Origin of the sequence: Stenotrophomonas sp. Ste96 (genome assembly GCF_024519495.1) — a bacterium.
Classification (GTDB): Bacteria; Pseudomonadota; Gammaproteobacteria; order Xanthomonadales; family Xanthomonadaceae; genus Stenotrophomonas; species Stenotrophomonas bentonitica_A.
Genome location: NZ_JALJRX010000002.1, coordinates 54,089 through 78,073, shown reverse-complemented (window position 1 = coordinate 78,073; position 23,985 = coordinate 54,089). Strand labels below are relative to the sequence as shown.

The 23,985-nt window shown below is 67.2% G+C and carries 27 protein-coding genes; 7 read left to right on the top strand and 20 right to left on the bottom strand.

Features of this window, described 5'->3' with window-relative positions; translation table 11 throughout:
* Nucleotides 1–7 precede the first annotated feature (7 nt).
* On the bottom strand, nt 8–685 hold the full coding sequence (locus tag OC373_RS07130; RefSeq protein WP_070427088.1) for a protein-L-isoaspartate(D-aspartate) O-methyltransferase: 678 nt from the start codon (nt 683–685) through the stop codon (nt 8–10).
* Nucleotides 682–1,461: a 5'/3'-nucleotidase SurE gene (gene surE / locus OC373_RS07125; protein WP_261997359.1), complete on the bottom strand. Its 780-nt coding sequence runs from the start codon at nt 1,459–1,461 to the stop codon at nt 682–684. Before surE ends, OC373_RS07130 begins: the two co-directional genes overlap by 4 nt.
* A 186-nt stretch (nt 1,462–1,647) precedes the next feature.
* Here surE and OC373_RS07120 point away from each other — a divergent pair, with 186 nt between their 5' ends.
* Nucleotides 1,648–2,187: a Smr/MutS family protein gene (locus OC373_RS07120; protein ID WP_070427087.1), complete on the top strand. Its 540-nt coding sequence runs from the start codon at nt 1,648–1,650 to the stop codon at nt 2,185–2,187.
* Between the two features lie 188 nt (nt 2,188–2,375).
* Here OC373_RS07120 and truD read toward each other — a convergent pair whose 3' ends face one another.
* From truD to OC373_RS07070, 10 genes are all read right to left on the bottom strand, one after another.
* Nucleotides 2,376–3,410, bottom strand: coding sequence for a tRNA pseudouridine(13) synthase TruD (gene truD / locus OC373_RS07115; RefSeq protein ID WP_261997358.1), 1,035 nt, complete (start codon nt 3,408–3,410; stop codon nt 2,376–2,378).
* Nucleotides 3,407–3,904, bottom strand: coding sequence for a 2-C-methyl-D-erythritol 2,4-cyclodiphosphate synthase (gene ispF, locus OC373_RS07110; RefSeq protein WP_019183333.1), 498 nt, complete (start codon nt 3,902–3,904; stop codon nt 3,407–3,409). The genes truD and ispF overlap by 4 nt, the downstream gene beginning before the upstream one ends.
* Nucleotides 3,905–3,941: 37 nt before the next feature.
* Nucleotides 3,942–4,640 (bottom strand): 2-C-methyl-D-erythritol 4-phosphate cytidylyltransferase, encoded by a 699-nt coding sequence (ispD, locus tag OC373_RS07105; RefSeq protein ID WP_261997554.1) that lies wholly within the window; start codon nt 4,638–4,640, stop codon nt 3,942–3,944.
* Nucleotides 4,637–4,987: a cell division protein FtsB gene (ftsB, locus tag OC373_RS07100; RefSeq protein WP_019183335.1), complete on the bottom strand. Its 351-nt coding sequence runs from the start codon at nt 4,985–4,987 to the stop codon at nt 4,637–4,639. Before ftsB ends, ispD begins: the two co-directional genes overlap by 4 nt.
* A gap of 4 nt (nt 4,988–4,991) precedes the next feature.
* Nucleotides 4,992–6,278, bottom strand: a complete 1,287-nt coding sequence (gene eno, locus OC373_RS07095) for a phosphopyruvate hydratase (RefSeq protein ID WP_261997357.1) — start codon at nt 6,276–6,278, stop codon at nt 4,992–4,994.
* Nucleotides 6,279–6,347: 69 nt separating this feature from the next.
* Nucleotides 6,348–6,752, bottom strand: coding sequence for a hypothetical protein (locus OC373_RS07090; protein WP_237740293.1), 405 nt, complete (start codon nt 6,750–6,752; stop codon nt 6,348–6,350).
* Between the two features lie 8 nt (nt 6,753–6,760).
* On the bottom strand, nt 6,761–7,591 hold the full coding sequence (gene kdsA / locus OC373_RS07085) for a 3-deoxy-8-phosphooctulonate synthase (protein ID WP_019183338.1): 831 nt from the start codon (nt 7,589–7,591) through the stop codon (nt 6,761–6,763).
* Nucleotides 7,592–7,696: 105 nt separating this feature from the next.
* Nucleotides 7,697–9,361: a CTP synthase gene (locus tag OC373_RS07080; protein WP_070427084.1), complete on the bottom strand. Its 1,665-nt coding sequence runs from the start codon at nt 9,359–9,361 to the stop codon at nt 7,697–7,699.
* Nucleotides 9,358–9,618, bottom strand: coding sequence for a hypothetical protein (locus OC373_RS07075; protein WP_261997356.1), 261 nt, complete (start codon nt 9,616–9,618; stop codon nt 9,358–9,360). Before OC373_RS07075 ends, OC373_RS07080 begins: the two co-directional genes overlap by 4 nt.
* A 260-nt stretch (nt 9,619–9,878) precedes the next feature.
* On the bottom strand, nt 9,879–10,118 hold the full coding sequence (locus OC373_RS07070) for a hypothetical protein (RefSeq protein WP_070427082.1): 240 nt from the start codon (nt 10,116–10,118) through the stop codon (nt 9,879–9,881).
* Between the two features lie 163 nt (nt 10,119–10,281).
* Between OC373_RS07070 and parE the strand changes: the two genes are divergently transcribed.
* Nucleotides 10,282–12,171, top strand: coding sequence for a DNA topoisomerase IV subunit B (parE, locus tag OC373_RS07065; protein WP_046273688.1), 1,890 nt, complete (start codon nt 10,282–10,284; stop codon nt 12,169–12,171).
* A gap of 123 nt (nt 12,172–12,294) precedes the next feature.
* On the top strand, nt 12,295–12,867 hold the full coding sequence (locus tag OC373_RS07060; RefSeq protein ID WP_261997355.1) for a GNAT family protein: 573 nt from the start codon (nt 12,295–12,297) through the stop codon (nt 12,865–12,867).
* Nucleotides 12,868–12,984: 117 nt separating this feature from the next.
* On the opposite strand, the gene OC373_RS07055 is transcribed toward OC373_RS07060, so the two are convergent.
* A complete protein-coding gene (locus tag OC373_RS07055) occupies nt 12,985–14,106 on the bottom strand; it encodes an inorganic phosphate transporter (RefSeq protein ID WP_019183344.1) in 1,122 nt (373 codons plus the stop codon).
* Between the two features lie 13 nt (nt 14,107–14,119).
* Nucleotides 14,120–14,746, bottom strand: a complete 627-nt coding sequence (locus tag OC373_RS07050; RefSeq protein ID WP_019183345.1) for a DUF47 family protein — start codon at nt 14,744–14,746, stop codon at nt 14,120–14,122.
* A gap of 282 nt (nt 14,747–15,028) precedes the next feature.
* Between OC373_RS07050 and OC373_RS07045 the strand changes: the two genes are divergently transcribed.
* Both OC373_RS07045 and OC373_RS07040 read left to right on the top strand, forming a co-directional pair.
* The gene (locus OC373_RS07045) at nt 15,029–16,339 is read left to right on the top strand and encodes a hemolysin family protein (RefSeq protein WP_026069803.1); all 1,311 of its coding nucleotides are present in this window, start codon (nt 15,029–15,031) and stop codon (nt 16,337–16,339) included.
* Nucleotides 16,323–16,982 (top strand): exopolysaccharide biosynthesis protein, encoded by a 660-nt coding sequence (locus tag OC373_RS07040; protein ID WP_019183347.1) that lies wholly within the window; start codon nt 16,323–16,325, stop codon nt 16,980–16,982. The genes OC373_RS07045 and OC373_RS07040 overlap by 17 nt, the downstream gene beginning before the upstream one ends.
* Nucleotides 16,983–17,082: 100 nt before the next feature.
* Here the strand turns inward: OC373_RS07040 and OC373_RS07035 are convergent, their stop codons facing one another.
* The 4 genes from OC373_RS07035 to OC373_RS07020 all read right to left on the bottom strand — a co-directional run bounded on the left by OC373_RS07035 (nt 17,083) and on the right by OC373_RS07020 (nt 19,988).
* Nucleotides 17,083–17,592, bottom strand: a complete 510-nt coding sequence (locus tag OC373_RS07035) for a pyridoxamine 5'-phosphate oxidase family protein (RefSeq protein ID WP_261997354.1) — start codon at nt 17,590–17,592, stop codon at nt 17,083–17,085.
* 97 nt (nt 17,593–17,689) lie between these two features.
* Entirely contained in the window at nt 17,690–18,682 is a 993-nt protein-coding gene (locus tag OC373_RS07030; RefSeq protein WP_261997353.1) for an LLM class flavin-dependent oxidoreductase, read from the bottom strand.
* Nucleotides 18,683–18,820: 138 nt separating this feature from the next.
* On the bottom strand, nt 18,821–19,573 hold the full coding sequence (locus OC373_RS07025) for a sulfurtransferase (RefSeq protein ID WP_046273691.1): 753 nt from the start codon (nt 19,571–19,573) through the stop codon (nt 18,821–18,823).
* 49 nt (nt 19,574–19,622) lie between these two features.
* Nucleotides 19,623–19,988 (bottom strand): DUF6164 family protein, encoded by a 366-nt coding sequence (locus tag OC373_RS07020; RefSeq protein WP_019183351.1) that lies wholly within the window; start codon nt 19,986–19,988, stop codon nt 19,623–19,625.
* 67 nt (nt 19,989–20,055) lie between these two features.
* Between OC373_RS07020 and OC373_RS07015 the strand changes: the two genes are divergently transcribed.
* Together OC373_RS07015 and OC373_RS07010 are read left to right on the top strand one after the other, a co-directional pair.
* Nucleotides 20,056–20,496, top strand: coding sequence for an FKBP-type peptidyl-prolyl cis-trans isomerase (locus OC373_RS07015; protein WP_019183352.1), 441 nt, complete (start codon nt 20,056–20,058; stop codon nt 20,494–20,496).
* A gap of 10 nt (nt 20,497–20,506) precedes the next feature.
* Nucleotides 20,507–21,754, top strand: a complete 1,248-nt coding sequence (locus OC373_RS07010; protein WP_261997352.1) for a TIGR03862 family flavoprotein — start codon at nt 20,507–20,509, stop codon at nt 21,752–21,754.
* Nucleotides 21,755–21,858: 104 nt separating this feature from the next.
* Here the strand turns inward: OC373_RS07010 and OC373_RS07005 are convergent, their stop codons facing one another.
* Nucleotides 21,859–22,338 carry a GNAT family N-acetyltransferase gene (locus OC373_RS07005; RefSeq protein WP_156785767.1) on the bottom strand — a complete coding sequence of 160 codons (480 nt, stop codon included), beginning with the start codon at nt 22,336–22,338 and terminating at the stop codon, nt 21,859–21,861.
* Nucleotides 22,335–23,957 carry an FMN-binding glutamate synthase family protein gene (locus OC373_RS07000; RefSeq protein WP_019183355.1) on the bottom strand — a complete coding sequence of 541 codons (1,623 nt, stop codon included), beginning with the start codon at nt 23,955–23,957 and terminating at the stop codon, nt 22,335–22,337. Before OC373_RS07000 ends, OC373_RS07005 begins: the two co-directional genes overlap by 4 nt.
* Nucleotides 23,958–23,985: the final 28 nt, after the last annotated feature.

Here is a 23,985-nt window from a genome sequence, read left to right as displayed (position 1 = left end):
CTTGGAATCAGTCCAGCATGCCAGACAGCAGCGGTACGAACGTGACCGGTGCCAGTACCTGCTGTTCGACACTGCCGTCATCGCGACGGGTCAACTGGATCAGCGACTGCGCGCCCGGGCCGCCCACCGGCGCCACCAGGCGCCCACCCACGGCCAGCTGCTCGACCAGCGCATCGACCAGCGCCGGTGCCGCCGCCGTCACCACGATTGCATCGTAAGGGCCGTGTTCGGCCCAGCCGACGCGCCCGTCGTCATGCTTGCTGCGGATGTTCATGCCCAGCGCTCGGAAGCGCTTGCGCGCCTGGCGCAGCAGATCGCCGATGCGCTCGACCGTGTAGACCTCCAGCCCGATCGCCCCCAGCACGGCGGCCTGGTAACCCGAGCCGGTGCCGACTTCCAGCACCTTCGTCGGCGCCGACTGCAGCACCGCTTCGGTCATGCGCGCAACCACCCAGGGTTGCGAAATGGTCTGGCCGTGGCCGATCGGCAGGGCGGTGTCTTCGTAGGCACGCGAGGCCAGTGCTTCATCGATGAACAGATGGCGCGGCACCACGCGGATGGCATTGAGGGTGGCTTCGTCGGCGATGCCGGCATCGCGCAGGCGGTCGACCAGGCGGTCGCGGACGCGCTGGGAGGTCATGCCGATGCCGACCGCTTCGGGCTGCAGGCGCAGGCGTGGGCTCATGCCGGCCGATCCAGCGCGGCGGTCAGCCCGCCGACCCAGCTGGCCACCTTCTCCAGCGCCTGGTAGCGGGTGAGGTCGACCTGGATCGGGGTGATCGAGATATAGCCGTTGCGCACCGCGTGGAAATCCGTGCCGGGGCCGGAGTCCTGTTCGCGCCCGGCCGGGCCGATCCAGTACACCTGGTTGCCGCGCGGGTCGCGCTGGGCAATGCAGCCTTCGGCGCGGTGACGGTTGCCCAGGCGGGTCACTTCGAAGCCGCGCACTTCGCTCCACGGCAGGTCCGGCACGTTGACGTTGAGGATGGTGTCGGCGGGCAGCGGATCGGCCTTGAGCCGGGTGACGATCTCCACCGCAGCGCGAGCGGCCGTTTCGAAGTTGCGTGGCTCGTGGTTGTGCGTGACCAGCGACATCGCCACGGCGGGCAGACCCAGGAAGCGCCCTTCCATCGCCGCCGAGACGGTGCCGGAATAGATCACGTCGTCGCCGAGGTTGGCCGCGTTGTTGATGCCCGAGACGACGATATCCGGCTCGTACTCGAGCATGCCGGTGAGGGCCAGATGCACGCAGTCGGTCGGCGTGCCGGCCACCGAGCAGGTGTAGTGGTCGACGCGCTTCATGCGGATCGGCAGGTCCAGGGTCAGCGAATTGCTGGCGCCTGAGCGATCGCGATCGGGGGCGACCACGGTCACTTCATGACCTGCGTCACGCAATACCGTGGCGAGCATCTTGATGCCCGGCGCATCGACACCGTCGTCGTTGCTGACCAGAATCCGCATCTGCGATTTAACCGCTTGATTTTTCAAGACTTCGATTCCATCACTTCCCACTGTTGGCGGCGGTGGCCCTGCCCCTTCCGGAGCGCGACGACCGCGCAAGTGCGTCAGCTATTGTGCCGCAAGCGGACAGATCGTCCTACCCCGATATCGGTAGGCATCGCCCCTCCCGCCCATTAGGCTGTACGCATGTCACATTCTGAAGACGAAGATCCCGCGGCCCTGTTCCGGGCCGCCATCGGCGAGGTCAAGCCGCTGCGCAAGGTGGTCACCCCGCCGCCGGCCACGCCGCGGCCCAAGCCGCGTGCGCGCATGGCCGAACAGGATGAACAGGAGGCCCGCGGGGAATTCGCCCGGCTGCTGCGCGACAGCAGCCCACTGGAGGCCGGCGATACCGCCAGCTACCGGCGCGAGAATCTGCCGCCGCGGATGTTCCAGCGGCTCAAGCGCGGGCAGTACTCCGTGCAGGACGAACTGGACCTGCATGGCGCGACGGTGGCCCAGGCCGAGACACTGGTGCGCCAGTTCCTGGTGGAAGCGCATGCCCACGAGTACGGCTGCGTGCGCATCATCCACGGCAAGGGGCTGCAATCCGATGGTGGCGCACCGGTGCTGAAGAATCTGGTCGATCGTCTGCTGCGCCTGCGCAACGACGTGCTCGCATTTCATTCCGCGCCCGCCGGCCAGGGCGGCACCGGCGCAGTGCTGGTGCTGCTGAGCAACCGGTAACGCCGGCCCTGGAATTCCCCCGCCGCACGCGCACGGGGTAGAGCCGACCGGTGGTCGGCTGAGCTAGGCAGCCGACCAACGGTCGGCTCTACGCAATTTGCGGTGCCTGGACGGACGGCAGCCGACCAACGGTCGGCTCTACGTAATTTGTGGTGCCTGGACGGACGGCAGCCGACCAACGGTCGGCTCTACGCGGACTGGCTTGCGTCTTCTACCGGCCCCAGCTCATGCAGCACCGCGGTGGCGTAGCAGCCGGGCGGCAGCGCGAAGCTCAGTTCCAGCACCTCGGGAGCCAGCCACTGGTGCTGCAGCATCGCCGGGCGCAGGCGCAGCGCGCGGCGCTCCTGCTTCAGGCGGGCGCTTTCCAGGCCGGCGCGCAGTGCGAGCGATTGCGCATCGGCAACCGCGCCCAGCTCCAGCTCGGCAGCGGCACCGGTGCTGCGCAGTTCGCCCTCGCCCCACAACGGGCCGCTGGGATGAATGTCGAAGCGGCCGAGACGATCGGCCAGCAGATCCGTCCACGGCTCCGGGCCGAACACGCTGCGGCTGCCATCGAGCATCCAGACTTCGCCGTCCAGCGGCGCGTCCCAGTTGCCCTGCTCCACGCGCGCCGCCAACACCTGGTTGAACAGCGCCGAACGGGCGGCCGAGAGCAGCAGCGAGCGCTGGTCCGGACGCATGCGGCGGCCACCGAACATCGCCAGCGCCGCCGGCACATTGCCGCCATCGCGACCGAAACGCTGCTCACCGAACCAGTTCGGCAGGCCGCGCGAGGCGATATGGGAAAGTCGCTCTTCGATGGCCGCAGCATCCCCCTGCACATCGCGCAGGACCAGCTTGAAGCGGTTGCCGGCCAACGCACCGCGCTGCAGCTTGCGGTTGTGCCAGGTCGACTCGACCACCTCGATCTCATCGGAAGCCAGCAGCGCCGGATCCGGCGCCACGCGCTTGGGCAGGTGCACGCTGAAGCGCTGCGTGGTGACCGCATGGCGGTCTTTCATGCCGGCGTAGCTGACCGCCATGTCCGGCAGCCCGGCCCATTTGGCCAGCACCTTGGCGACGTGCACGGTGTTCGCGCCACGCTTGCGGATCGTCAGCAGCAGGTGCTCGCCCTCGCCGCTCGGCTCGAATGCCGGCAGTTCGTCGACCTGGAAATCCTCGGGCGTGGTGCGGATCTTCGCGGTGAGCAACGGCGCGCCGAACGCCAGCGGCAACGGGATCACAGCGCCACCAGCAGTACGCTGGCCTGGGCGGCGATGCCCTCGCTGCGGCCGGTGAAGCCCAGTTTTTCCGACGTGGTCGCCTTGACGCTCACGCAGTCCAGCGCGATGCCCAGCACGGTGGCGATGCGCTCACGCATGGCCAAGGCGTGCGGGCCGACCTTCGGCCGCTCGCAGATCACGGTGATGTCGGTGTTGCCGACCTGCCAGCCGCGCTCGCGCAGCAGGCCGTTGCAATGCGCAAGCAGGTGCGCGCTGTCCGCGCCCTTCCAGCGCATGTCCGTCGGCGGGAAATGCACGCCGATGTCACCCAGCGCCAGCGCGCCGAGCATCGCATCACACAGGGCGTGCAGGATCACATCGCCATCGCTGTGCGCAAGCACGCCACAGCTGTGTTCGACCCGGATGCCACCGAGCATGATGTGGTCGCCCTCGCCGAAGGCATGGACGTCGTAGCCCTGTCCGATGCGGAAGGGAGGGAACTGTGGCGTGGTCATTGCAAGAACCTGCGGTTGGGTGTGGCGCGTGCGGACGTCAGGGTTCGCGACGCGACAACACGAATTCAAAACGGGACAGATCAGCCGGGGTGGTGACCTTGAAGTTGTCTTCGCTGCCTTCCACCAGCAGCGGGCGCAGCCCCTGGCGCTCCATGGCCATGGCCTCGTCGGTGACCTCCACGCCGGCATCGGTCGCCTCCTGCAGCGCGCGCGCCAGCTGGTGGCGGCGGAACAGCTGCGGGGTCAGCGCGCGCCACAGGCGCTCACGCGGCTCGGTGGCATCGATGCCACCGTCGTCGCCGGCACGCTTGAGGGTGTCGCGCACGGGGGCGGCCAGGATCGCGCCGACCGGGTCGGCACGCCCCACTTCCAGCAGGCGGCCCAGATCGGCAGCGGCCAGGTTGGGGCGGGCGGCATCGTGGACCAGCACGAAATCATCGGCCCGCACGTCATCGGGCAAGGCATGCAGGCCGGCCAGTACCGAGCCGGCACGGGTCGCCCCGCCGACGCAGGTCAGGATGGGTTTGTCCGCCAGCGACTGCCAGCCCGGCCAGTCGGCGTCATCCTCGGCGACCACCACCATCACCCCGGCCACGACCGGGTGCGAGAGCAGCGCCTGGAGGGTATGGGCCAGCAACACGCGGTCGCCGGCCAGCAGATACTGCTTGGGCGTGGGCCCGCCGAAGCGGGTGCCACGTCCAGCGGCGGGCACCACCGCCCAGATGCCGGCCATCAGGGCACGTCCTGGTGCGGCGCGTCCGGATCGGGAACGGCCGTCGGTGCACGCGGCGGCGGCACCGGCGCGTCTTCGACCACGCGGTAGAACTTCTCGCCGGGCTTGATCATGCCCAGCTCGCTGCGCGCGCGTTCTTCGATGGCCGCCTCGCCTTCCTTGAGGTCCTTGACCTCGGCAGCCAGCGCGTCATTGCGCTGCTGCAGGCCGGCGTTGTCCCGCTTCTGGTTCTCGACCTGGGCTTCGAGCATCATCACCTCGCCCGAGTTGCCCGGTCCAAACCAGAAGCGGTACTGCAGCCACGCGAGCAGCAGCGCGAGCACCAGCAGCAGCCAGCGCCAGTTGCGCATGCGATCAGCGCTTCAGCGACACGAACGCGTCACGACCAGCGTAACGCGCGCCGGCACCGAGGGCTTCCTCGATCCGCAGCAGCTGGTTGTACTTGGCCACGCGATCGCTGCGGCACAGCGAGCCGGTCTTGATCTGGGTGGCGGTGGTGGCCACGGCGATGTCGGCGATGGTGGTGTCTTCGGTTTCGCCCGAACGGTGCGAGACGATCGAGGCGTAGTTGGCCGCGTGCGCCATGGCGATCGCTTCCAGGGTCTCGGTCAGGGTGCCGATCTGGTTGACCTTGATCAGGATCGCGTTGGCGGTGCCGGACTCGATGCCTTCCTTGAAGATCTTCGGGTTGGTGACGAACAGATCGTCACCGACCAGCTGCACCTTGTTGCCGATGCGGTCGGTCAGCAGCTTCCAGCCGGCCCAGTCGTTCTCGGCCAGGCCGTCTTCGATGGTGATGATCGGGTACTGCGCGGCCCAGTCGGCCAGGAAGTCGACGAACTGCTCGGAGGTCAGGCGCTTGTTCTCGCCGACCAGGTTGTACTTGCCGTTCTCGTAGAACTCGCTGGAGGCCACGTCCAGGCCCAGCAGCACGTCTTCACCGGCGGTGTAGCCGGCCTTGCCGATGGCTTCCAGGATGGTGTCCAGCGCTTCGACGTTGCTGCGGAAGTCCGGTGCGAAGCCGCCTTCATCGCCCACCGCCGTGCTCAGGCCATGGCCCTTGAGCACCGACTTGAGCGAATGGAAGATTTCGGTACCGGCACGCAGCGACTCGGAGAACGAGGTGAAGCCGACCGGCAGCACCATGAACTCCTGGAAGTCGACGTTGTTGTCGGCATGTGCGCCGCCGTTGATGATGTTCATCATCGGGACCGGCAGGGTCACGTCGCGGCCATTGGCCAGGTGCTGCCACAGCGCCTGCTTCTTCGAGGCGGCCACGGCGTGGGCATTGGCCAGCGAAACCCCCAGCAGCGCGTTCGCGCCCAGGCGGCCCTTGTTCTCGGTGCCGTCCAGATCGATCAGGCGGCGGTCCAGGCCTTCCTGGTCGGCGGCGTCGAAGCCCTTCAGTGCGGTGGCGATCGTGGTGTTGACGTTGGACACGGCGTTGCGCACGCCCTTGCCCAGGTAACGGGTCTTGTCGCCGTCACGCAGTTCCACGGCTTCCTTGGTGCCGGTCGAGGCGCCCGAGGGCACGGCGGCACGACCGAACGAGCCGTCCTCGAAGATGACTTCGGCTTCCAGCGTGGGGTTGCCACGGCTGTCGAGGATTTCACGGGCGTGGATGCTGCGGATCGTGGTCATAGCGGGCCGGTTACCAGTCAGAAAGGGGAGGCGCCGCCAATGCAGCGCCGAAAAAAACATGCCGCGTGATTATCCCTGCACACCCGTCACTTGCCAAATCGGCGTGGCCGACGGCAGCACCCCGGCCACGGTGGCCTGGCGCGAGACCAGCGATGGGATCAACAACACCAGCATCAATAGGGCCAGCAGGAGCAGTGCGCCACCGCCGCCAGCCGCCTGCCGGCGCAGCCGGAATGCGAGCACGCTGGCAGTGACACAGACCAGCGCGACGGTCCCGGTCAGCGACAGCGTCACCAGCAGCAGCGGGCGCACCGAGCGCAGCGCGTTGTCGCCATCGCCCGGCGAGCCGACGCTGGCGAATACCAGCAGCACCAGCACGAACACACCGCCCCAGGCGGTCATCGCCGCACCCAGCGCGATCCAGCCCCAGGCCCAACCACGCCAGCCGCGGCGCACCGCGGGTGACGCCGGCACGTCGGCCATCATGCGAAGCGCGAGAACCCGTGCTTCTTGGTGACCGCGTCGAGTTCCATCAGGGTTTCAAGCAGTTCTTCCATGCGATCCAGCGGCCACGCGTTGGGGCCATCGGACAACGCCTTGGACGGATCCGGATGGGTCTCGGCGAACAGGCCCGAGACGCCCACAGCGACCGCCGCACGCGCCAGCACCGGCACGAACTCGCGCTGGCCACCGGAGCTGTTGCCCTGCCCGCCCGGCAGCTGTACCGAATGGGTGGCATCGAACACGACCGGGCAACCGGTATCGCGCATCACCGACAGCGAACGCATGTCGCTGACCAGGTTGTTGTAGCCGAAGCTGGCGCCGCGCTCGCAGACCATGATGTCCTGGTTGCCGGTGGCCTTGGCCTTCTCCACGACAGGCTTCATGTCCCACGGCGACAGGAACTGACCCTTCTTGATGTTGACCGGCTTGCCGGCCGCACACACCTTGGTGATGAAATCGGTCTGACGCACCAGGAACGCCGGCGTCTGCAGCACGTCCACCACCGAGGCCACTTCGTCCATCGGGGTGTATTCGTGCACGTCGGTCAGCACCGGCACGCCGATCTGCTTCTTCACCTCAGCCAGGACCTTCAGGCCCTCTTCCATGCCCGGGCCGCGGAAGGCGGTACCCGAGGTGCGGTTGGCTTTGTCGAAGCTCGACTTGAAGATGAAGTTGATGCCGAGGCGATCGGTGATTTCCTTCAACTTGCCAGCCACGTCCAGCTGCAGCTGCATCGACTCGATCACACACGGGCCGGCGATCAGGAACAGGGGCTGGTCCAGCCCGACGTCGAATCCACACAGTTTCATGGCGTTTCCTTGTTGTCCGGCGAACACTGGCCAGGCCAGCCGCCGTGGGTGATTAGCGCTCTGCAATGGGGGCACGCGGCCCCCACTGCAAGTGCGGCATGCCGATCAGGCGGCCGCGTCCTGGGCCAGCTTGCCACCGGCCTTGCGCTCGCGCGCGGCACGGATGAAGCCGATGAACAGCGGGTGGCCGTCGCGCGGGGTCGACAGGAACTCCGGGTGCGCCTGGCAGGCCAGGAACCACGGGTGCTGGTCGCGCGGCAGCTCGATGACTTCCACCAGGGTGTCATCCATCGATTTGCCGGCGATCACCAGGCCGGCATCTTCCAGCTGGGTGCGGTAACGGTTGTTGAACTCGTAACGGTGGCGGTGACGCTCGGCGACCACGTCCTTGCCGTACAGCTCGCGGGCCAGCGTGCCCGGCTTCAGGCGCTGCTCCTGCAGGCCCAGGCGCATGGTGCCGCCCAGGTCGCTCTTGTCGTCACGCTTCTCGACATCGCCGGTGGCGGTGCGCCATTCGGTGATCAGGCCGATCACCGGGTTCGGCGACTGGCGATCGTTCTCGGTGCTGTTGGCACCTTCCAGGCCGGCCACGTGGCGGGCGAAATCGACCACCGCGGCCTGCATGCCGTAGCAGATGCCGAAGTACGGCACCTGCTGCTCACGGGCGAACTGCGAGCTCAGCACCTTGCCTTCGAAACCACGGTCGCCGAAGCCGCCCGGCACCAGGATGCCGTCGACATCCTTCAGCGCGGCCAGGTCGCTGTCTTCCAGCTCCTGCGCTTCGAGCCACTTCAGGTTGACCTTGGTGCGCTGGCGCAGGCCGCCGTGCTTGAGCGCTTCGCCGACCGACTTGTAGGCGTCCTGGTGGTCGACGTACTTGCCGACCACCGCGATGGTGACCTCGTCCAGCGGGTGCAGGGTGGCGTCCACCGCCGCTTCCCACTCATGCAGGTCAGCCGGGCCGGCCTTGTCGCCGAGCTTGAGCTGGTTGATGACGATGTCATCCAGGCCCTGCGCGTGCAGGCCCATCGGAATGCGGTACAGCACGTCCACGTCCGGCACGCTGATCACGGCGCGCTCGGAGACGTTGGTGAACTGGGCGATCTTGCGGCGCTCCGAATCCGGCACGACCTGCTCGGAACGGCACAGCAGCACGTCCGGCTGGATGCCGATCGAGCGCAGCTCCTTGACCGAGTGCTGGGTCGGCTTGGTCTTCAGCTCGCCGGCGGCGGCGATGTACGGCACCAGGGTCAGGTGCATGAACAGCGCCTTCTCCGGGCCGCGCTCGGTGCGCACCTGGCGGATCGCCTCCAGGAACGGCAGCGACTCGATGTCGCCCACCGTACCGCCGATCTCCACCAGCGCCACGTCGAAGCCTTCGGTGGCCTCGTCCATGCAGCGGCGGATCTCATCGGTGATGTGCGGAATGACCTGCACGGTGGCGCCCAGGTAGTCGCCGCGGCGCTCCTTGCGGATCACGTTCTCGTAGATGCGGCCGGTGGTGACCGAGTTCTTGCGGCTCAGGCGGGTGCGCACGAAGCGCTCGTAATGGCCCAGGTCCAGATCGGTCTCGGCGCCGTCATCGGTGACGTAGACCTCACCGTGCTGGAACGGGCTCATGGTGCCCGGGTCGACGTTGATGTACGGATCGAGCTTCATCATCGTCACCCGCAGGCCGCGGGCCTCGAGGATGGCGGCAAGCGACGCGGCGGCAATGCCTTTGCCGAGCGAGGACACTACGCCGCCGGTTACGAAGATCAAGGGAGTCATGGCTGGGGGTGTCCTGTCAGGAAGGGGGAAACGGCGCCGGCGCGCGGGGCGACGGACGACGTAAAGGGGGAAATCGGGACGATCCGGCTGGCGGCGGCATCTTCACGCGCCAGGAACGGGATCAGGGGGGATACGGTGCGGGAGTGGGTCAGCGACGTCGGGTCAGCCGTGCCGGCCGCTGTCTGGACCGTCACCTCCTGCCTACCCTGCTGGCGATCGCGCACGATCAGGCCAGTCCATTCGCTGATGGATGACACGCACTACTCCCGGAAAGCCATAGTTTACAGATTGACGGCCTCCAGCCCAAGGGGCGGATGACGGCCTTCACATAAAAAGAAGAGCCCCGGCGCGATACCGGGGCTCATGTTGACTACTTTTCAGATCCCCAGGTCTCTCTGGTGGAGAGCCCCCTTGGAGTTCAAGGGGGCGCGCCGACAGGCGCGGGGATGTGGAAGAGAGGGTGAGCGGGGCCCACGGTTTGCCGCGCAAACCGTAGGGAAGCGTCAGCGCGAAGCGCTTATCGCTTCTTCCGCGCTTCTTCTTCCTCTTCCTTCTGCGGGGCCTGCTCGCCCCTGGCCTTCATTTCGGCCGTGGCGGCCGCGCGGCGCTTGGCCTTGGCGTCCGCCTCGGCCTGCGCCCTGTCGGCCTGTTCGCCCTGCTGCGGCGTGGGCTGGCCCTGTCCGGCGTTCTGGGCCAGTGCCATGGGCACGGCCACCACGGCGGCGGCGATGGCAACGATGGTCAGCAACTTCTTCATGGGGTGCTCCTCGCGGTATGGCATGGAATGGGGCGCCGGAGGCTCCGGTTTCCCATCCAGCACAGTCTATCGCGCCCCGGTCGGCCGCCCCCTGAACGTGTGGCGTGCAAAAAAGCCGTCCAGACCGCAAACTTCGCCGTCGCATTGCGCTTTATGAAGACAGATGAACGCCCGCTATAACGCCGCCGATATTGAAGTCCTGTCCGGCCTGGACCCGGTCAAGCGCCGCCCCGGCATGTACACCGACACCGCGCGCCCGAACCATCTGGCGCAGGAAGTCATCGACAATGCCGTCGACGAAGCCCTGGCCGGGCATGCCCACACGGTCGAAGTCACGCTGTTCAAGGACGGCAGCTGCGAGGTCAGCGATGACGGCCGCGGCATGCCCGTGGACATCCACCCCGAGGAGAAGATCCCCGGCGTCGAACTGATCCTGACCCGCCTGCACGCGGGCGGCAAGTTCAACAACAAGAACTACACCTTCTCCGGCGGCCTGCATGGCGTTGGCGTGAGCGTGGTCAACGCGTTGTCCACCCTGGTCGAAGTGCATATCAAGCGCGACGGCAGCGAACACCGCATCACCTTCCGCAACGGCGACCGCGCCACCCCGCTGGAAGTGGTCGGCAGCGTCGGCAAGAAGAACACCGGTACCCGCGTGCGCTTCTGGGCCGACCCGAAGTACTTCGACACGCCCAAGTACAACCTGCGCGCGCTGCGCCACCTGCTGCGTGCCAAGGCCGTGCTGTGCCCGGGCCTGACCGTGAAGCTCCACGACGAAGCCACTGGCGAGCAGGACACCTGGTACTACGAAGACGGCCTGAGCGATTACCTCAAGGCCGAGCTCGGCGAGCGCGAGATGCTGCCGGCCGACCTGTTCGTGGGCCACCTGAAGAAAGAAAACGAGGTGGTGGACTGGGCCCTGGCCTGGATCCCCGAAGGCGAGCTGGTCCAGGAAAGCTACGTCAACCTGATCCCGACCGCCCAGCACGGCACCCACGCCAACGGCCTGCGCACCGGCCTGACCGAGGCGCTGCGCGAGTTCTGCGACTTCCGCAACCTGCTGCCTCGTGGCGTCAAGCTGGCCCCGGAAGACGTCTGGGACCGCGTGTCGTTCGTGCTGTCGCTGAAGATGACCGACCCGCAGTTCAGCGGCCAGACCAAGGAACGCCTGTCCTCGCGCCAGGCCGCCGGCTTCGTTGAAGGCGCCGCGCACGATGCCTTCAGCCTGCTGCTGAACCAGAACGTCGCATTGGGCGAGCAGATCGCCCAGCTGGCCATCGAGCGCGCCAGTGCGCGCCTGAAGACCGAGAAGCTGGTGACCCGCAAGAAGGTCACCCAGGGGCCTGCCCTGCCCGGCAAGCTGGCCGACTGCATCAGCCAGGACCTGTCGCGCACCGAGCTGTTCCTGGTCGAAGGCGACTCCGCCGGCGGCAGTGCCAAGCAGGCCCGCGACAAGGACTTCCAGGCGATCCTGCCGCTGCGCGGCAAGATCCTCAACACCTGGGAAGTGTCCTCGGGCAGCGTGCTGGCCTCCGAGGAAGTGCACAACCTGGCCATCGCGATCGGCTGCGACCCGGGCAAGGAAGACATCGCCGGGCTGCGCTACGGCAAGGTCGTCATCCTGGCCGACGCCGACTCGGACGGCCTGCACATCGCGACCCTGCTGACCGCGCTGTTCCTCAAGCACTTCCCGGCACTGGTCGATGCCGGCCACGTGTTCGTGGCGATGCCGCCGCTGTTCCGTGTCGACGTGGGCAAGCAGGTGTTCTACGCCCTGGACGAGGAAGAGAAGCGCACGATGCTGGACAAGATCGAGCGCGAGAAGATCAAGGGCCAGGTCAGCGTGACCCGCTTCAAGGGCCTGGGTGAAATGAACCCGCAGCAGCTGCGCGAGTCCACCATCCATCCCGATACCCGTCGCCTGGTGCAGCTGACCATCGATGATGGCGAGCAGACCCATTCGCTGATGGACATGCTGCTGGCCAAGAAGCGCGCCAGCGACCGCAAGGGCTGGCTGGAAAAGAAGGGCGACCTGGCTTCGCTGGAGGTCTGATCCGCCTCGAGTGGCACTGAAAGAACCCGCCTTCCGGCGGGTTTTTTCTTGCCTGTGCCACCAGGCATGGATGCATGCAGCGGGAAGGATTACCGTGGCGTCACCGCCTTGGCAGGAACCCGCATGCCGTTCGACCCGACCCTGATGCTGGAAACCACGCGCCTGGTGCTGACACCGATCCGCGCCACGGACGCGCAGGCCTTGTTCGTGATCCAGTCCGACCGTGCGGGCATGCGCTACTGGAACCATCCGGCGTGGACCGACCTCAAGCAGGCCTACGTACAGATCCTCGACGATCTCGCCGCGCTGGAGGCAGGCACGCAACTGAAACTGGCGATCCGTGAGCACGTGGACGGACCGCTGCTGGGCATCGTGGTCGTGTTCGCGATCGACGAGACGTCCAGGCGCGCGGAGATCGGGTATCACCTGGCGCCGTCGGCACAGGGCAAGGGCTACATGCACGAGGCGCTGTCACGGTTCGCGGCCTACCTGTTCGATGAACTGCGCATGCGTCGGCTGGAAGCGGAGATCGATCCGCGCAACGCCCCTTCGGCGAAGGTGCTGGAGCGGATCGGGTTCCAGCGCGAAGGATTGCTGCGGGAGCGCTGGCGGGTTGCCGGCGAGGTCTCCGATTCAGCCGTCTACGGCCTGCTGGCACGCGAGTGGCAGGATCGGGCCGACCCGGCGCCGCGTTAGAACCGGCGCGGCGCCATCCTGCGTGTATCGGCCTCGCCTCACCCTGTCGGGCACGCGCCCTCCCACGAAAAAGCCCGCCTTGCGGCGGGCTTTTCGATGTTCAACCGTGCGGACCGGTCAGGCCCAGCCGAACAGTTCGAACAGGCGCAGGATCAGGTACGCACAGCCGCCGGCGGCCGGGATCGTCAGGATCCACGCCCACACGATGCGCTCGATCACGCCGAAGCGCAGCGAACGCGGGTTCTTGGCAAAGCCCACGCCCATGATCGCGGTGGAGATGCTGTGGGTGGTCGAGACCGGCATGCCGAAGTGCGCGGCCAGGGTCAGGATGGTGGCCGAGCTGGTTTCCGCGGCGAAGCCGTGGATCGGGTGCAGCTTGACCATCTTGTGGCCCAGGGTCTTGATGATCTTCCAGCCGCCCGAGGCGGTACCGGCGGCCATCACCACGGCGCAGGTCAGCACGATCCACATCGCGATGCCGTCGCCGGCGCTCGCGTCCGGGTGCATGAAGGCCAGCCAGGACGGCAGGTCGTTCAGGGCACCGGTGGCTTCGGCACCGATCAGCGTCATGGCGATGATGCCCATGGTCTTCTGCGCATCGTTGTGGCCGTGGGCGAAGCCCATGTAGGCCGCCGAGGCGATCTGGGCCTTGCCGAAGAACGCATTGACGATGCGCGGGCGCGCCAGCCGGCCGATGAACCCGCCCACCTTGGCCATGCCCGCGATGATCGCCCACAGCAGCAGCATCACCGCGATGCCGAGCAGGAAGCCGGCGATCGGCGAGGTGATCATCGGCAGGAACACCTTCCACAGCAGGCCCTTGTTCTGGGCCCAGGTGCCGATGCGCTCGGACCAGATCAGCGCGTCCCAGTTGTTATGGGCAGCGGCCAGGCCGGCGCCGCACAGGCCGCCGATCAGGGCGTGCGAGGACGAGGACGGCAGCCCCTTCCACCACGTGATCAGGTTCCAGATGATGCCGCCCAGCAGCGCGCACAGGATCACCTGCGGGGTCACATCGACCACGTTGGTGTTGAGCAGGCCCGAGGCGATGGTCAGCGCGACGGCGGTGCCGGTCAGGGCACCGATGAGGTTCATGAAGGCCGCCAGCATCACCGCCCAGCCGGGCGAGAGCACTTTGGTCGCCACCACGGTGGCGATGGAGTTGGCGGTATCGTGGAAGCCGTTGATGAACTCGAAGACGAGCGCGGCCAGGATCACCACCAGAACAAGGGTCAGCATGCTGTGGCGTCCGTCAGCTGTTCTTCAAGACGATCTGGTAGGCGACCACGCCGGCCTCGCGGCAACGATCGATGGCCTTTTCCAGGATCTCGAAGAACTCCTTGAGCAGGAACATCTGCAGGCTGTCCAGGCGGCCGGAATAGATGTCGCGGTACAGCTCGAGCATCAGGCGGTCGGCTTCGTTCTCCAGCGAGCGCAGCTTCTCGTTGAGCGCGGTCATCCGGTCCAGGTTCATGTGGCGCAGGTCGCCCACCATCTCCACCACCACGCTGGCGGCCTGCTCCAGCATCGCCGCGCGGGGCGCGAAATCGATGTGTTCCAGGTGCTGGGTGGCCAGCGAATAGCGATCGGCGAACTTCTCGATCTGCTTGGGAATCTTGTACAGCGCCGAGCCCAGCGCTTCGATGTCTTCGCGCTCGATCGGGGTCATGAAGCTGTCGACCAGCGCCTGGCTGATCTTGTCCGAGGCGGCGCGCTCGCGCAGGCGGGCCAGCTTGAAGGCGTCCAGCGCCGGCTGGCGGTCCGCTTCGCGCAGCATCGCGTGCAGCGCCTTGGCGCTGTCCTGGGCGGCCTGGGCAGCCTCGTCCAGCAGGGTGTAGAACTGTTTGCCGGAGCCAAAAATGGTCTGCAGAGAGAACATTGAGAAACCTATTCGCCGTCGAGGAAGGACGGCACCGGGCGGAATTATGACGGTTTGATGTCCAATCCGGGTACTCCCTGTCATCTTCACGCTCCCACGGCCCTGCCTGAACGACCCTGATTGCATCCCTGCCCCGGCCTTTTGTTAAGATGCGCGGGCACCTTCGGGTGCACTCTATGGACGACGACCCTTACCCCCCGCCGCACCGCCGCGCTTACGCGCCCTCCGGTAGCCGACATCGCTTGAACACGCCCTCCCTGCCACCAACCGGGGATGAAGCCCGTGTTTGAACTGCTTATCGTCCTTGCCCTGATCCTGCTCAACGGCTTCTTCGCCATGTCCGAAATGTCGGTCATGACTTCGCGCAAGAGCCGCCTCAAGCAGATGGCCGCCACCAGCAAACGCGCCGAGCGCGCGCTTGAACTGTCTGAAAAGCCCGAGAGCTTCCTGTCCACGGTCCAGATCGGCATCACCCTGATCGGCATCCTGACCGGTGTGTTCGGCGGTGAGGCGATCGGCCTGGCCATCGCCGAGTGGCTGCACGGCATCGTCCCGGCCTTCGCCTACTCCAGTGAAGTGGGCAAGGCGCTGGCGGTTGCCCTGATCACCTTCCTGACGCTGATCTTCGGTGAACTGGTCCCCAAACGACTGGCCATCACCCGTTCGGAAGACATCGCCGGGCTGGTCGCCTGGCCGATGGGCTGGCTGTCCCGGATCGCTTTCCCGTTCGTGTGGCTGCTCTCGCACAGCACCCGGCTGGTGCTGCGCGTGCTCGGCCTGGGCAAGGATGAGGCCGCCTCGGTCACCGAAGAAGAGATCCGCATGCTGGTGGCCGAGAGCCACGAAGCCGGCGTGATCGACGCCCACGAGCGCGACATGATGAACCGCGTCATGCGCCTGGGCGACCGCACCGCCGACAGCCTGATGACCCCGCGCAACCGGATCGCCTGGCTGGATACGCAGGCCGCGCCGGAGAAGAACATCGCCACCATGCGCGAGAACGAGTTCTCCCGTTACCCGGTGTTCCGCGACAACGACCAGGACATCGTCGGGGTACTGGAAGTCAAAAGCCTGGTGACGCGCCTGGTGCGCGATGACCATTCGCTGTTCCAGAACCTGCGCGAGCCGCTGTACGTCTCCGAGTCCACCCACGCGATGAAGCTGCTGGAGATCTTCCGCGAGGAGCAGCAGTCGATGGCGCTGGTGGTGGACGAGTACGGCGAGATCCAGGGCCTGGTCACCATCAGCGACCTGATGGGCGCGGTGGTCGGCCGCCTGCAGTCGGTGGAGAACGTGGACGAGGACGCACTGGTCGTGACCCGTGAGGACGGCTCGTTCCTGGTCGATGGCTCGCTGTCGATCGAGGACCTGCGCGAACTGATGGGCAACGCCGAGCTGCCCGATGCCGACGATGGCGATTACTACACGCTGGCCGGCATGTGCATCCATTATTTCGGCCGCATCCCGCATGCGGGCGAGTACTTCGATTGGGCCGGCTGGCGCATCGAGATCGTCGATCTCGACGGGGCCCGTGTCGACAAGCTGCTGCTGCGCACCCTGAGCGAAGACGAAACCGATGACATCACCGGCTGAGCCGACGCCGCCGGATCCGACGCGGCCGCAGTACCGCAACGAGGGGATCCGTACCCTCCTGGCGATGTTCGACCACGGTGACCCGGAGGAACGGCTGCTGCTGGGCCAGATCCTGCAGGATCTGCAGCAGAGCGCGTTCGGCGTGTTCCTGTTCGTGGCGATCCTGCCGGCCTTCATTCCGATTCCCGGGATCGGCGGCGCGGTCAGTGGGCCGCTGGTGGTCCTGATCGGTGCGCAGATGCTGTGCGGCATGCGCCGGCCGTGGCTGCCGGGCTTCATCCGCAACCGTGGGCCCAAGCGCGGCACCATGCATCGCTTCCTGGAGCGCATCGACGGCCCACTGCGGCGCTTGGACCGCCTGCTAAAACCGCGGATGGCCGGACTGCTGGTGCCGCTGCCCGCCCATGCATTCAGCGGCCTGCTGCTGATCCTGATCGGCGTGCTGTTGTCGCTGCCGATCCCGCTCACCAACTATCTGTTCGGCTTCCAGTTGCTGCTGTTCGCGCTGGCGCTGCTGGAACGCGACGGCGTGCTGATGCTGGTCAACTGGGTCGGGGCGGTGGCTGCCGTGCTGTTCTTCGGCTTCAGTTCGGGCCACCTGGTGGGCTACACGGTGGACCTGTTCCAACGCTGGTTCGGCTGAGGCCGGCCCCCCCTTCACGCGATGCGCCATGAAAAAAGCCGACCCCGCGGCCGGCTTCAGCACCACAATGGCCGGCGCAGGGCCGGCCCTGTGAGCCCGGTTACGCGCCGGGCTTGAGATCCACCGTGCCGGTGTCGGACATCGCGCCCGGGTCATCGGTGACGGCCGACAGCACGAAATACAGGGCCTTGCCGAGCAGGCCACCCGGGCCATCCCAGTATTCGGCCGATTCGGCGCTGACGTGGATCAGGCGCAGGTTCGGGTCGTCCTTGCCGCCCGGGAAGAAGATCTTCATCGCCGGCGACCAGAGTTCGTCGATCTTGGCCCGATCGTTCACGACACGGGCGATGCCCGAGACCGAGACATAGGTATTGCCCGAGGGCGAGGCGTAGGCCACGTTGACGCGCGGGTTGGCGGTGATTTCCGCGATCTTCGGGCTGTCGGCGCCGGTGGCGAACCACAGGTCGCCATCGAACTCGACTTCCTGCGTGCCCAGCGGACGACTGAACAAGCGTCCGTCCGCACCGACCGTGGTGAACATCGCGATATCGACGCCGCGGATCAGTTCGGCCAGTTGTTTGATGTGCTGCTGACGATCGTGTTCGGCCATGGGGTGGCTCCTGCAAGGGGAGCCACCATCACAGCCGATCGGCGGCTACGGCGACGTGAACCGCGCGGTCACACCTTCTTCGCATGCGCCGTGTGGATTACACCTGCAGTGCGCGCCATGCCTGCATCGCCAGGCCGAACGAGTGCTTGCGCGCGGCATGGTCGTAGATGTTGGCGGTGACCAGCACTTCGTCAGGCTTGTGCCGCGCCACGAACGCGGCCAGCCCTTCCTGCACCTGCTTCACGTCACCGACCACTGCGCAGGCCAGCGCGTTCTGCACGCCGGCCTTTTCGTGCGGCTGCCAGAACGCTTCGATGTCGTCGATCGGCGGCGGAATCAGGCCCGGCAGGCCACGGCGCAGATTGACGAAACTCTGCTGCTGGGTAGTGAACAGCCGCTTGGCGTCAGCTTCCGAATCGCTGGCCACCACGTTCAGGCCCAGCACCGCATACGGCGCCTGCAGATACTGCGAGGCACGGAATTCGCGGCGGTAGACCGCCAAGGCTTCATCCATCGCGTCGGGGGCGAAGTGCGAGGCGAAGGCGAACGGCAGGCCCATCGCCGCCGACAGGCGCGCACTGAACAGGCTCGAGCCCAGCAGCCACACCGGCACCGGAATGCCGGCGCCGGGCACGGCGCGCACGGCCTGGCCCTTCTGGGCCGGTTCGAAGTAATGCAGCAGCTCGCGCACGTCCTGCGGGAACTGGTCGGCGCTGTCGAAGTAGCGGCGCAGCGCGCGCGCGGTCGGCTGGTCGGTGCCGGGCGCGCGGCCCAGGCCCAGATCGATGCGGTCCGGGTACAGCGAAGCCAGCGTGCCGAACTGCTCGGCCACCTGCAGCGGCGAGTGGTTGGGCAGCATGATGCCGCCGGCACCGACACGGATGCGCTTGGTGCCCCCGGCCACATGGCCGATCAGCACGGCAGTGGCGGCGCTGGCGATGCCGGGCATGTTGTGGTGCTCGGCCAGCCAATAGCGGTGGAAACCCCAGCCTTCGGCGTGCTGGGCCAGGTCCAGCATGTTGGCGAAGGCCTGCGTGGTGTCGCTGCCTTCGCAGACCGGCGCCAGATCAAGAATCGACAGCTGCATCATGAATGCTCGTTCCAACCAGGAGATATCTCACTGAGATGGGGCTGTCCGCGCGGTTTGCCACCGCCCACAAGGCACGGGTGGCAAGACGCTGATTTCCGTCCCGCGACGATTCAGGACAATCAACGCCGTGAAGGCGGCTCAGGCGGCGTCGGCGTCCTGGTCCACGAGCGGCTGCAGGGCCGCGTCCAGCGCCACGCGCTCGTCGAAGACGAAGCAGCGGCCGTCATAGCCCTCGCCGCCCACGGCCTCGAAATAGCCCAGGATGCCGCCGTCCAGCTGAAGCACGTTGTCCATGCCGTCATTGCGCATCCACAGGGCCGCCTTCTCGCAGCGGATGCCGCCGGTGCAGAAGCTGACCACGGTGCTGTCCTTGAGCGCCTCACGGTGCGGGGCCAGCGCATCGGGCAGATCGGTGAACTTGGTGATCGGCAGCACCAGCGCGTCCTGGAAGGTGCCGTACTCGATCTCCTGGGTGTTGCGGGTGTCCAGCATCACCACCGGCTTGCCGGCGTCGTCATGCCCCTGGCGCAGCCAGCGCTGCACCGTGGCCGGGTCGATCGACGGGGCGCGCGGGTAGGCCAGCGGCTGGCCGTCGTCGATGCGGAAGCTGATGATCTCCGGCTTGACCTTGGCCTTGAGCCGGGCAAAGGGCTGCATGTGGCTGTAGCTGGTCTTTACCCGCAGCCCGGCAAACCGGGCATCGGCCCGCAGGGCGGTGTAGAAGCCATCGATTGCCTGCTCTGCCCCGGCCAGGAACAGGTTGATGCCCTCGCCCGCTACCAGGATCGTGCCGCGCAGCTGCGCGGCGGTGGCCCGCTCCAGCAGGGTCGCGCACAGCGCGTCCGGGTCGGCGACGGGGGTGAAGTGGTAGGCGGCGGTATTGGCGATCATCCCGTTATTTTAGCCGCTGGGCGGCCGCGACGCCTGAGCCGCGCCGGAATCAGCCGCGCAGCAGCACGAACGGCAGCAGCACCAAGGCGGCGGCGACGGCCATCCCGACCAGCACCGTGACCACGAACACCGGGCGGCGCCGGATCAGGCTGCCGAAGGTCTCGGCCGTGCCCTCGCGCAGCGCGGCCTCACGCTCGCCGCGCACGCGCTCACCGCGCGCCTGCTGGTAGTCGGCCATCAAGGCCTTGGCCCGCGGGTGATCCTCGTTGTCGCGCACCCAGATGCCGCCGAAGGAGATGCCCCACGGGCTGGGCTCGGTGCGGTAATGGGCAATGCCCGCCTTGTCCAGCAGGGCGGTGACATCCTGGATTTCATCGTCCGCGACATTGCGCAGGTTGAGCAGCAGTTTCGACATGCGCCCATGATAGCGCCCGGCGATGCGCTACCCTTGCGTCCCCGTTTTTTGGATCCGGAGCCCGCCCATGCGCCGTCTGCCGCGTTACCTGCTCGCCCCCCTGATGCTGTCGCTGCTGGCCGCCTGCACCCCGCCCGGCCCGCCGCCCGGTGGCAGCATCGCGCAGTTCGAGAAGATCGACACCCAGCCGGGCACCGGCGCCGAGGCCACGCCGGGCAGCAAGGTCACGGTGCACTACACCGGGTGGATCTACGACGAGCGCACCGCCGACAAGCACGGTGACAAGTTCGACAGCTCGGTGGACCGTGGCGAGCCCTTCAGCTTCGACCTGGGCCAGGGCCAGGTCATCAAGGGCTGGGACGAAGGCTTCGCCGGCATGAAGGTGGGCGGCAAGCGCACGCTGATGATTCCGGCCGAGTACGGCTATGGCGCCCGTCGCGCCGGCCCGATCGCGCCGAACTCCTCGCTGGTGTTCGATGTCGAGCTGCTCGACGTCAAGCCGCGTTGATCCTGCCTGCATGAGCACTGCCCTGACCACCCCACGCCGGGTCGCGATCATCGGCGGCGGCCCCGCCGGCCTGATGGCGGCTGAAACCGTGCGCGCTGCCGGCCACGCCGTCGATCTGTACGAGGCCAAGGGCTCGCCCGGTCGCAAGTTCCTGATCGCCGGCAAAGGCGGCCTCAACCTGACCCACTCCGACGCGCCTGACGTGTTCGTTTCGCGCTACCGCGAGCGCGCGGAGGCGGTGGGCGGGTGGCTGGCCGATTTCAATGCCGAGGCGCTGCGCGCCTGGGCGTTGGACTTCGGCGTGGAGACCTACGTGGGCAGTTCCGGCCGTGTGTTCCCGGTGGACCGCAAGGCCGCGCCGCTGCTGCGCGGCTGGGTGCGCCGGCTGAAGGAACAGGGCGTGCGCTTCCACGTGCAGCATCGCTGGACCGGCTGGGATGACGCGGGCGCGCTGCGCTTCCAGACGCCCGATGGCGAAACGACGGTGACGGCCGACGCGGTAGTGTTCGCGCTCGGCGGCGGCAGCTGGCCGGAACTGGGCTCGGATGGCGCGTGGGTGGCGCCGATGGTCGCCACCGGCATCGACATCGCCCCGCTGCAGCCAGCCAACTGTGGCTTCGACATCGGTTGGACGCCCTACTTCAGCGAACGCCGGGCCGGCGCCCCGCTCAAGCCGGTGGTGGCGCACTGGACCGACCTGAAGGGCGAACCGCGCTCACTGCAGGGCGAGTGCGTGATCACGGCGACCGGCATCGAAGGCAGCCTGATCTACGCGCTGTCGGCCGATCTGCGCGACAGCCTGGCCCGCGACGGCCAGGTGGAACTGCAGCTGGATCTGCTGCCGGGCCAGACCGAAGCGCAGGTGCTGGAGAAGCTGGGCAAGCCGCGCCAGGGCCGCAGTTTCGGCGAGGTCCTGCGTCGCCAGCTCGGGCTGGGCGGGGTGAAGTCGGCCCTGCTGTTCGAGGTGCTGGGCCGCGAGGCCGGGCAGCTGCCGCTGGCGCAGATCGCGCACGCGCTCAAGCGGCTGCCACTGGCCCTGGAACGACCGCGTCCGATCGATGAAGTCATCAGCACCGCCGGTGGCGTGCGCCTGGAGGCATTGGATGCGCAGTTGATGCTGCGCGCACGGCCGGGCACGTTCTGTGCGGGCGAGATGCTGGACTGGGAAGCACCGACCGGCGGCTACCTTCTGACGGCGTGCTACGCCAGCGGGCTGCGCGCCGGGCGTGGCGTGGTGGCCTGGCTGGCGCAGGGATAGATCGTGAGGTGCCGGCCAGCGGCCGGCACTACCAGTGACGTGCCCTGACAGGCGCTCGGCGCGGCTCAGCGCGGCATCCGGGTAGTGCCGGCCACTGGCCGGCATCAACGCGTGCGCTGCATCCGCACCGACGCGAGTGCGACGCCGCTGGGGTGCGGGTAGCTCTCCTCGCGCAGCGCCTCAAAACCACACCGCTGGTAGAACGGCACCGCATTGAGCGAGGCCGAGAGCACCAGCGGCCGCGCAGGGTCGGCCAACGCCTCCATCGCCTGCATCAAGGTCAGGCCGATGCCACGGCCGCCGCAGTCGGGATCGACGAACAACGCATCGATCTCGTTGCCGGCCAGATCGATCACGCCATAGCCCAGCAGCGCACCCTCGGCGTCTTCGGCAATCACACCGCCACCGGCGGCGAGCAGCGCGCGGTAGTGTTGCGGCGGCGGCGAGGCCGACCATGGGGCAATTACCTCCGGCGGATACGCCGTACTGCACACCTCGCGGACGCAGCGCGTGCGCAGTACCCACAGCCGGTCCGCCTCGTCGGCGCGGCCGACCCGCAAGCGCACTGCACGATCGCCCGTCATCGCGATTTGCTCGCGCGCAGCGCCTGGATGCGCGCTGGTGGCTGGAACGAGTCGCTGCGCGCATCGGCCCAGTAATCGTGGAAGACCGCGTGGTCCGGCACCTTGCGCAGCAGTTCACCGGGCGCAAGATAGCGATACAACGAGGCCAGCGAACGGATTTCCACCGGCGAGACCCGGCGCAGGATGTGCTCCGGCCCCAGCTCGGAGGGATCGTTGAGGCCGGCCGCGCACAGCAGGTCGCGCAACGCGCGCAGCGTGTTCTCGTGGTAGCTGTGCACGCGCGTGGCCTTGTCGGCCGCATCCAGGTGGCGCCAGCGATTGGGGTTCTGGGTGGCGATGCCGGTCGGGCACTTGTCGCTGTGGCAGCTCAACGACTGGATGCAGCCCAGCGCGAACATGAAACCACGGCCGGCGTTGCACCAGTCCGCGCCCAGCGCGATGGTGCGCGCGATCTCGAACGCGCTGGTCACCTTGCCGGCCGCACCCACGCGGATGCGGTCGCGCAGGTCCAGCCCGACCAGGGTGTTGTGTACCAGCAGCAGGGCTTCGTGCATCGGCACGCCAACATGATCGATGAACTCGGCCGGTGCGGCGCCGGTCCCGCCCTCGGCGCCGTCAACGACGATGAAGTCCGGCAGCAGTCCGGTTTCCTGCATCGCCTTGGCAATGCCGAACCACTCCCACGGGTGGCCGATGGCCAGCTTGAAGCCGACCGGCTTGCCGCCGGACAACTCGCGCAGCCGCGCGACGAACTGCAGCAGCTCGACCGGGGTATTGAACGCGCTGTGCCTGGAGGGCGACACGCAATCCACGCCCATCGGCACGCCACGGGTGATCGAGATCTCTTCGCTGACCTTGGCCGCCGGCAAGACGCCGCCGTGACCAGGCTTGGCGCCCTGCGAGAGCTTGATCTCGATCATCTTGACCTGATCATGGTTCGCGTTGGCGACGAACTTCTCTTCACTGAAGCCGCCGGCCTCATCACGACAACCGAAGTAGCCCGAGCCGATTTCCCAGACCAGGTCACCGCCCATTTCGCGGTGATAGGGAGAAATCGACCCTTCGCCGGTGTCGTGGTAGAAGCTGCCGCGGCGCGCGCCTTCGTTCAGTGCGCGGATCGCGTTGGCCGACAACGAGCCGAAGCTCATCGCAGAGATGTTGAACACGCTGGCCGAGTACGGCTTGGCACAGTTGGGCCCGATCTGGATGCGGAAATCGTGGTGGCCGATCTCGGTCGGCGCCAGCGAGTGGTTGATCCATTCGTAATCCACCGCATACGTGCTGCGCAGCGTACCGAATGGCACCACGTCCATTTCATTCTTGGAGCGCTGGTAGATCAGGGCACGCTGCTGGCGCGAGAACGGCACGTCTTCCAGATCGCTCTGCACGAAGTACTGGCGGATCTCCGGCCCGATCGATTCCAGCCCGTAGCGGAAGTGCGCCATCACCGGGTAGTTGCGCCGCAGCGTGCTGCGCTTCTGCAGCATGTCCCACGTGCCCAGCACCACCAGCAGGGCCGTCACCCCCACGCCCCAGTACCAGGCGGGCCAGATCGTGGCCAACCACAGGCAGACCGGGAACAGCAGGATGGCGAGCAGATACGCGAGATAGCGGTGCATGGCTTTCCTCAATCGATAGCTGCCAACG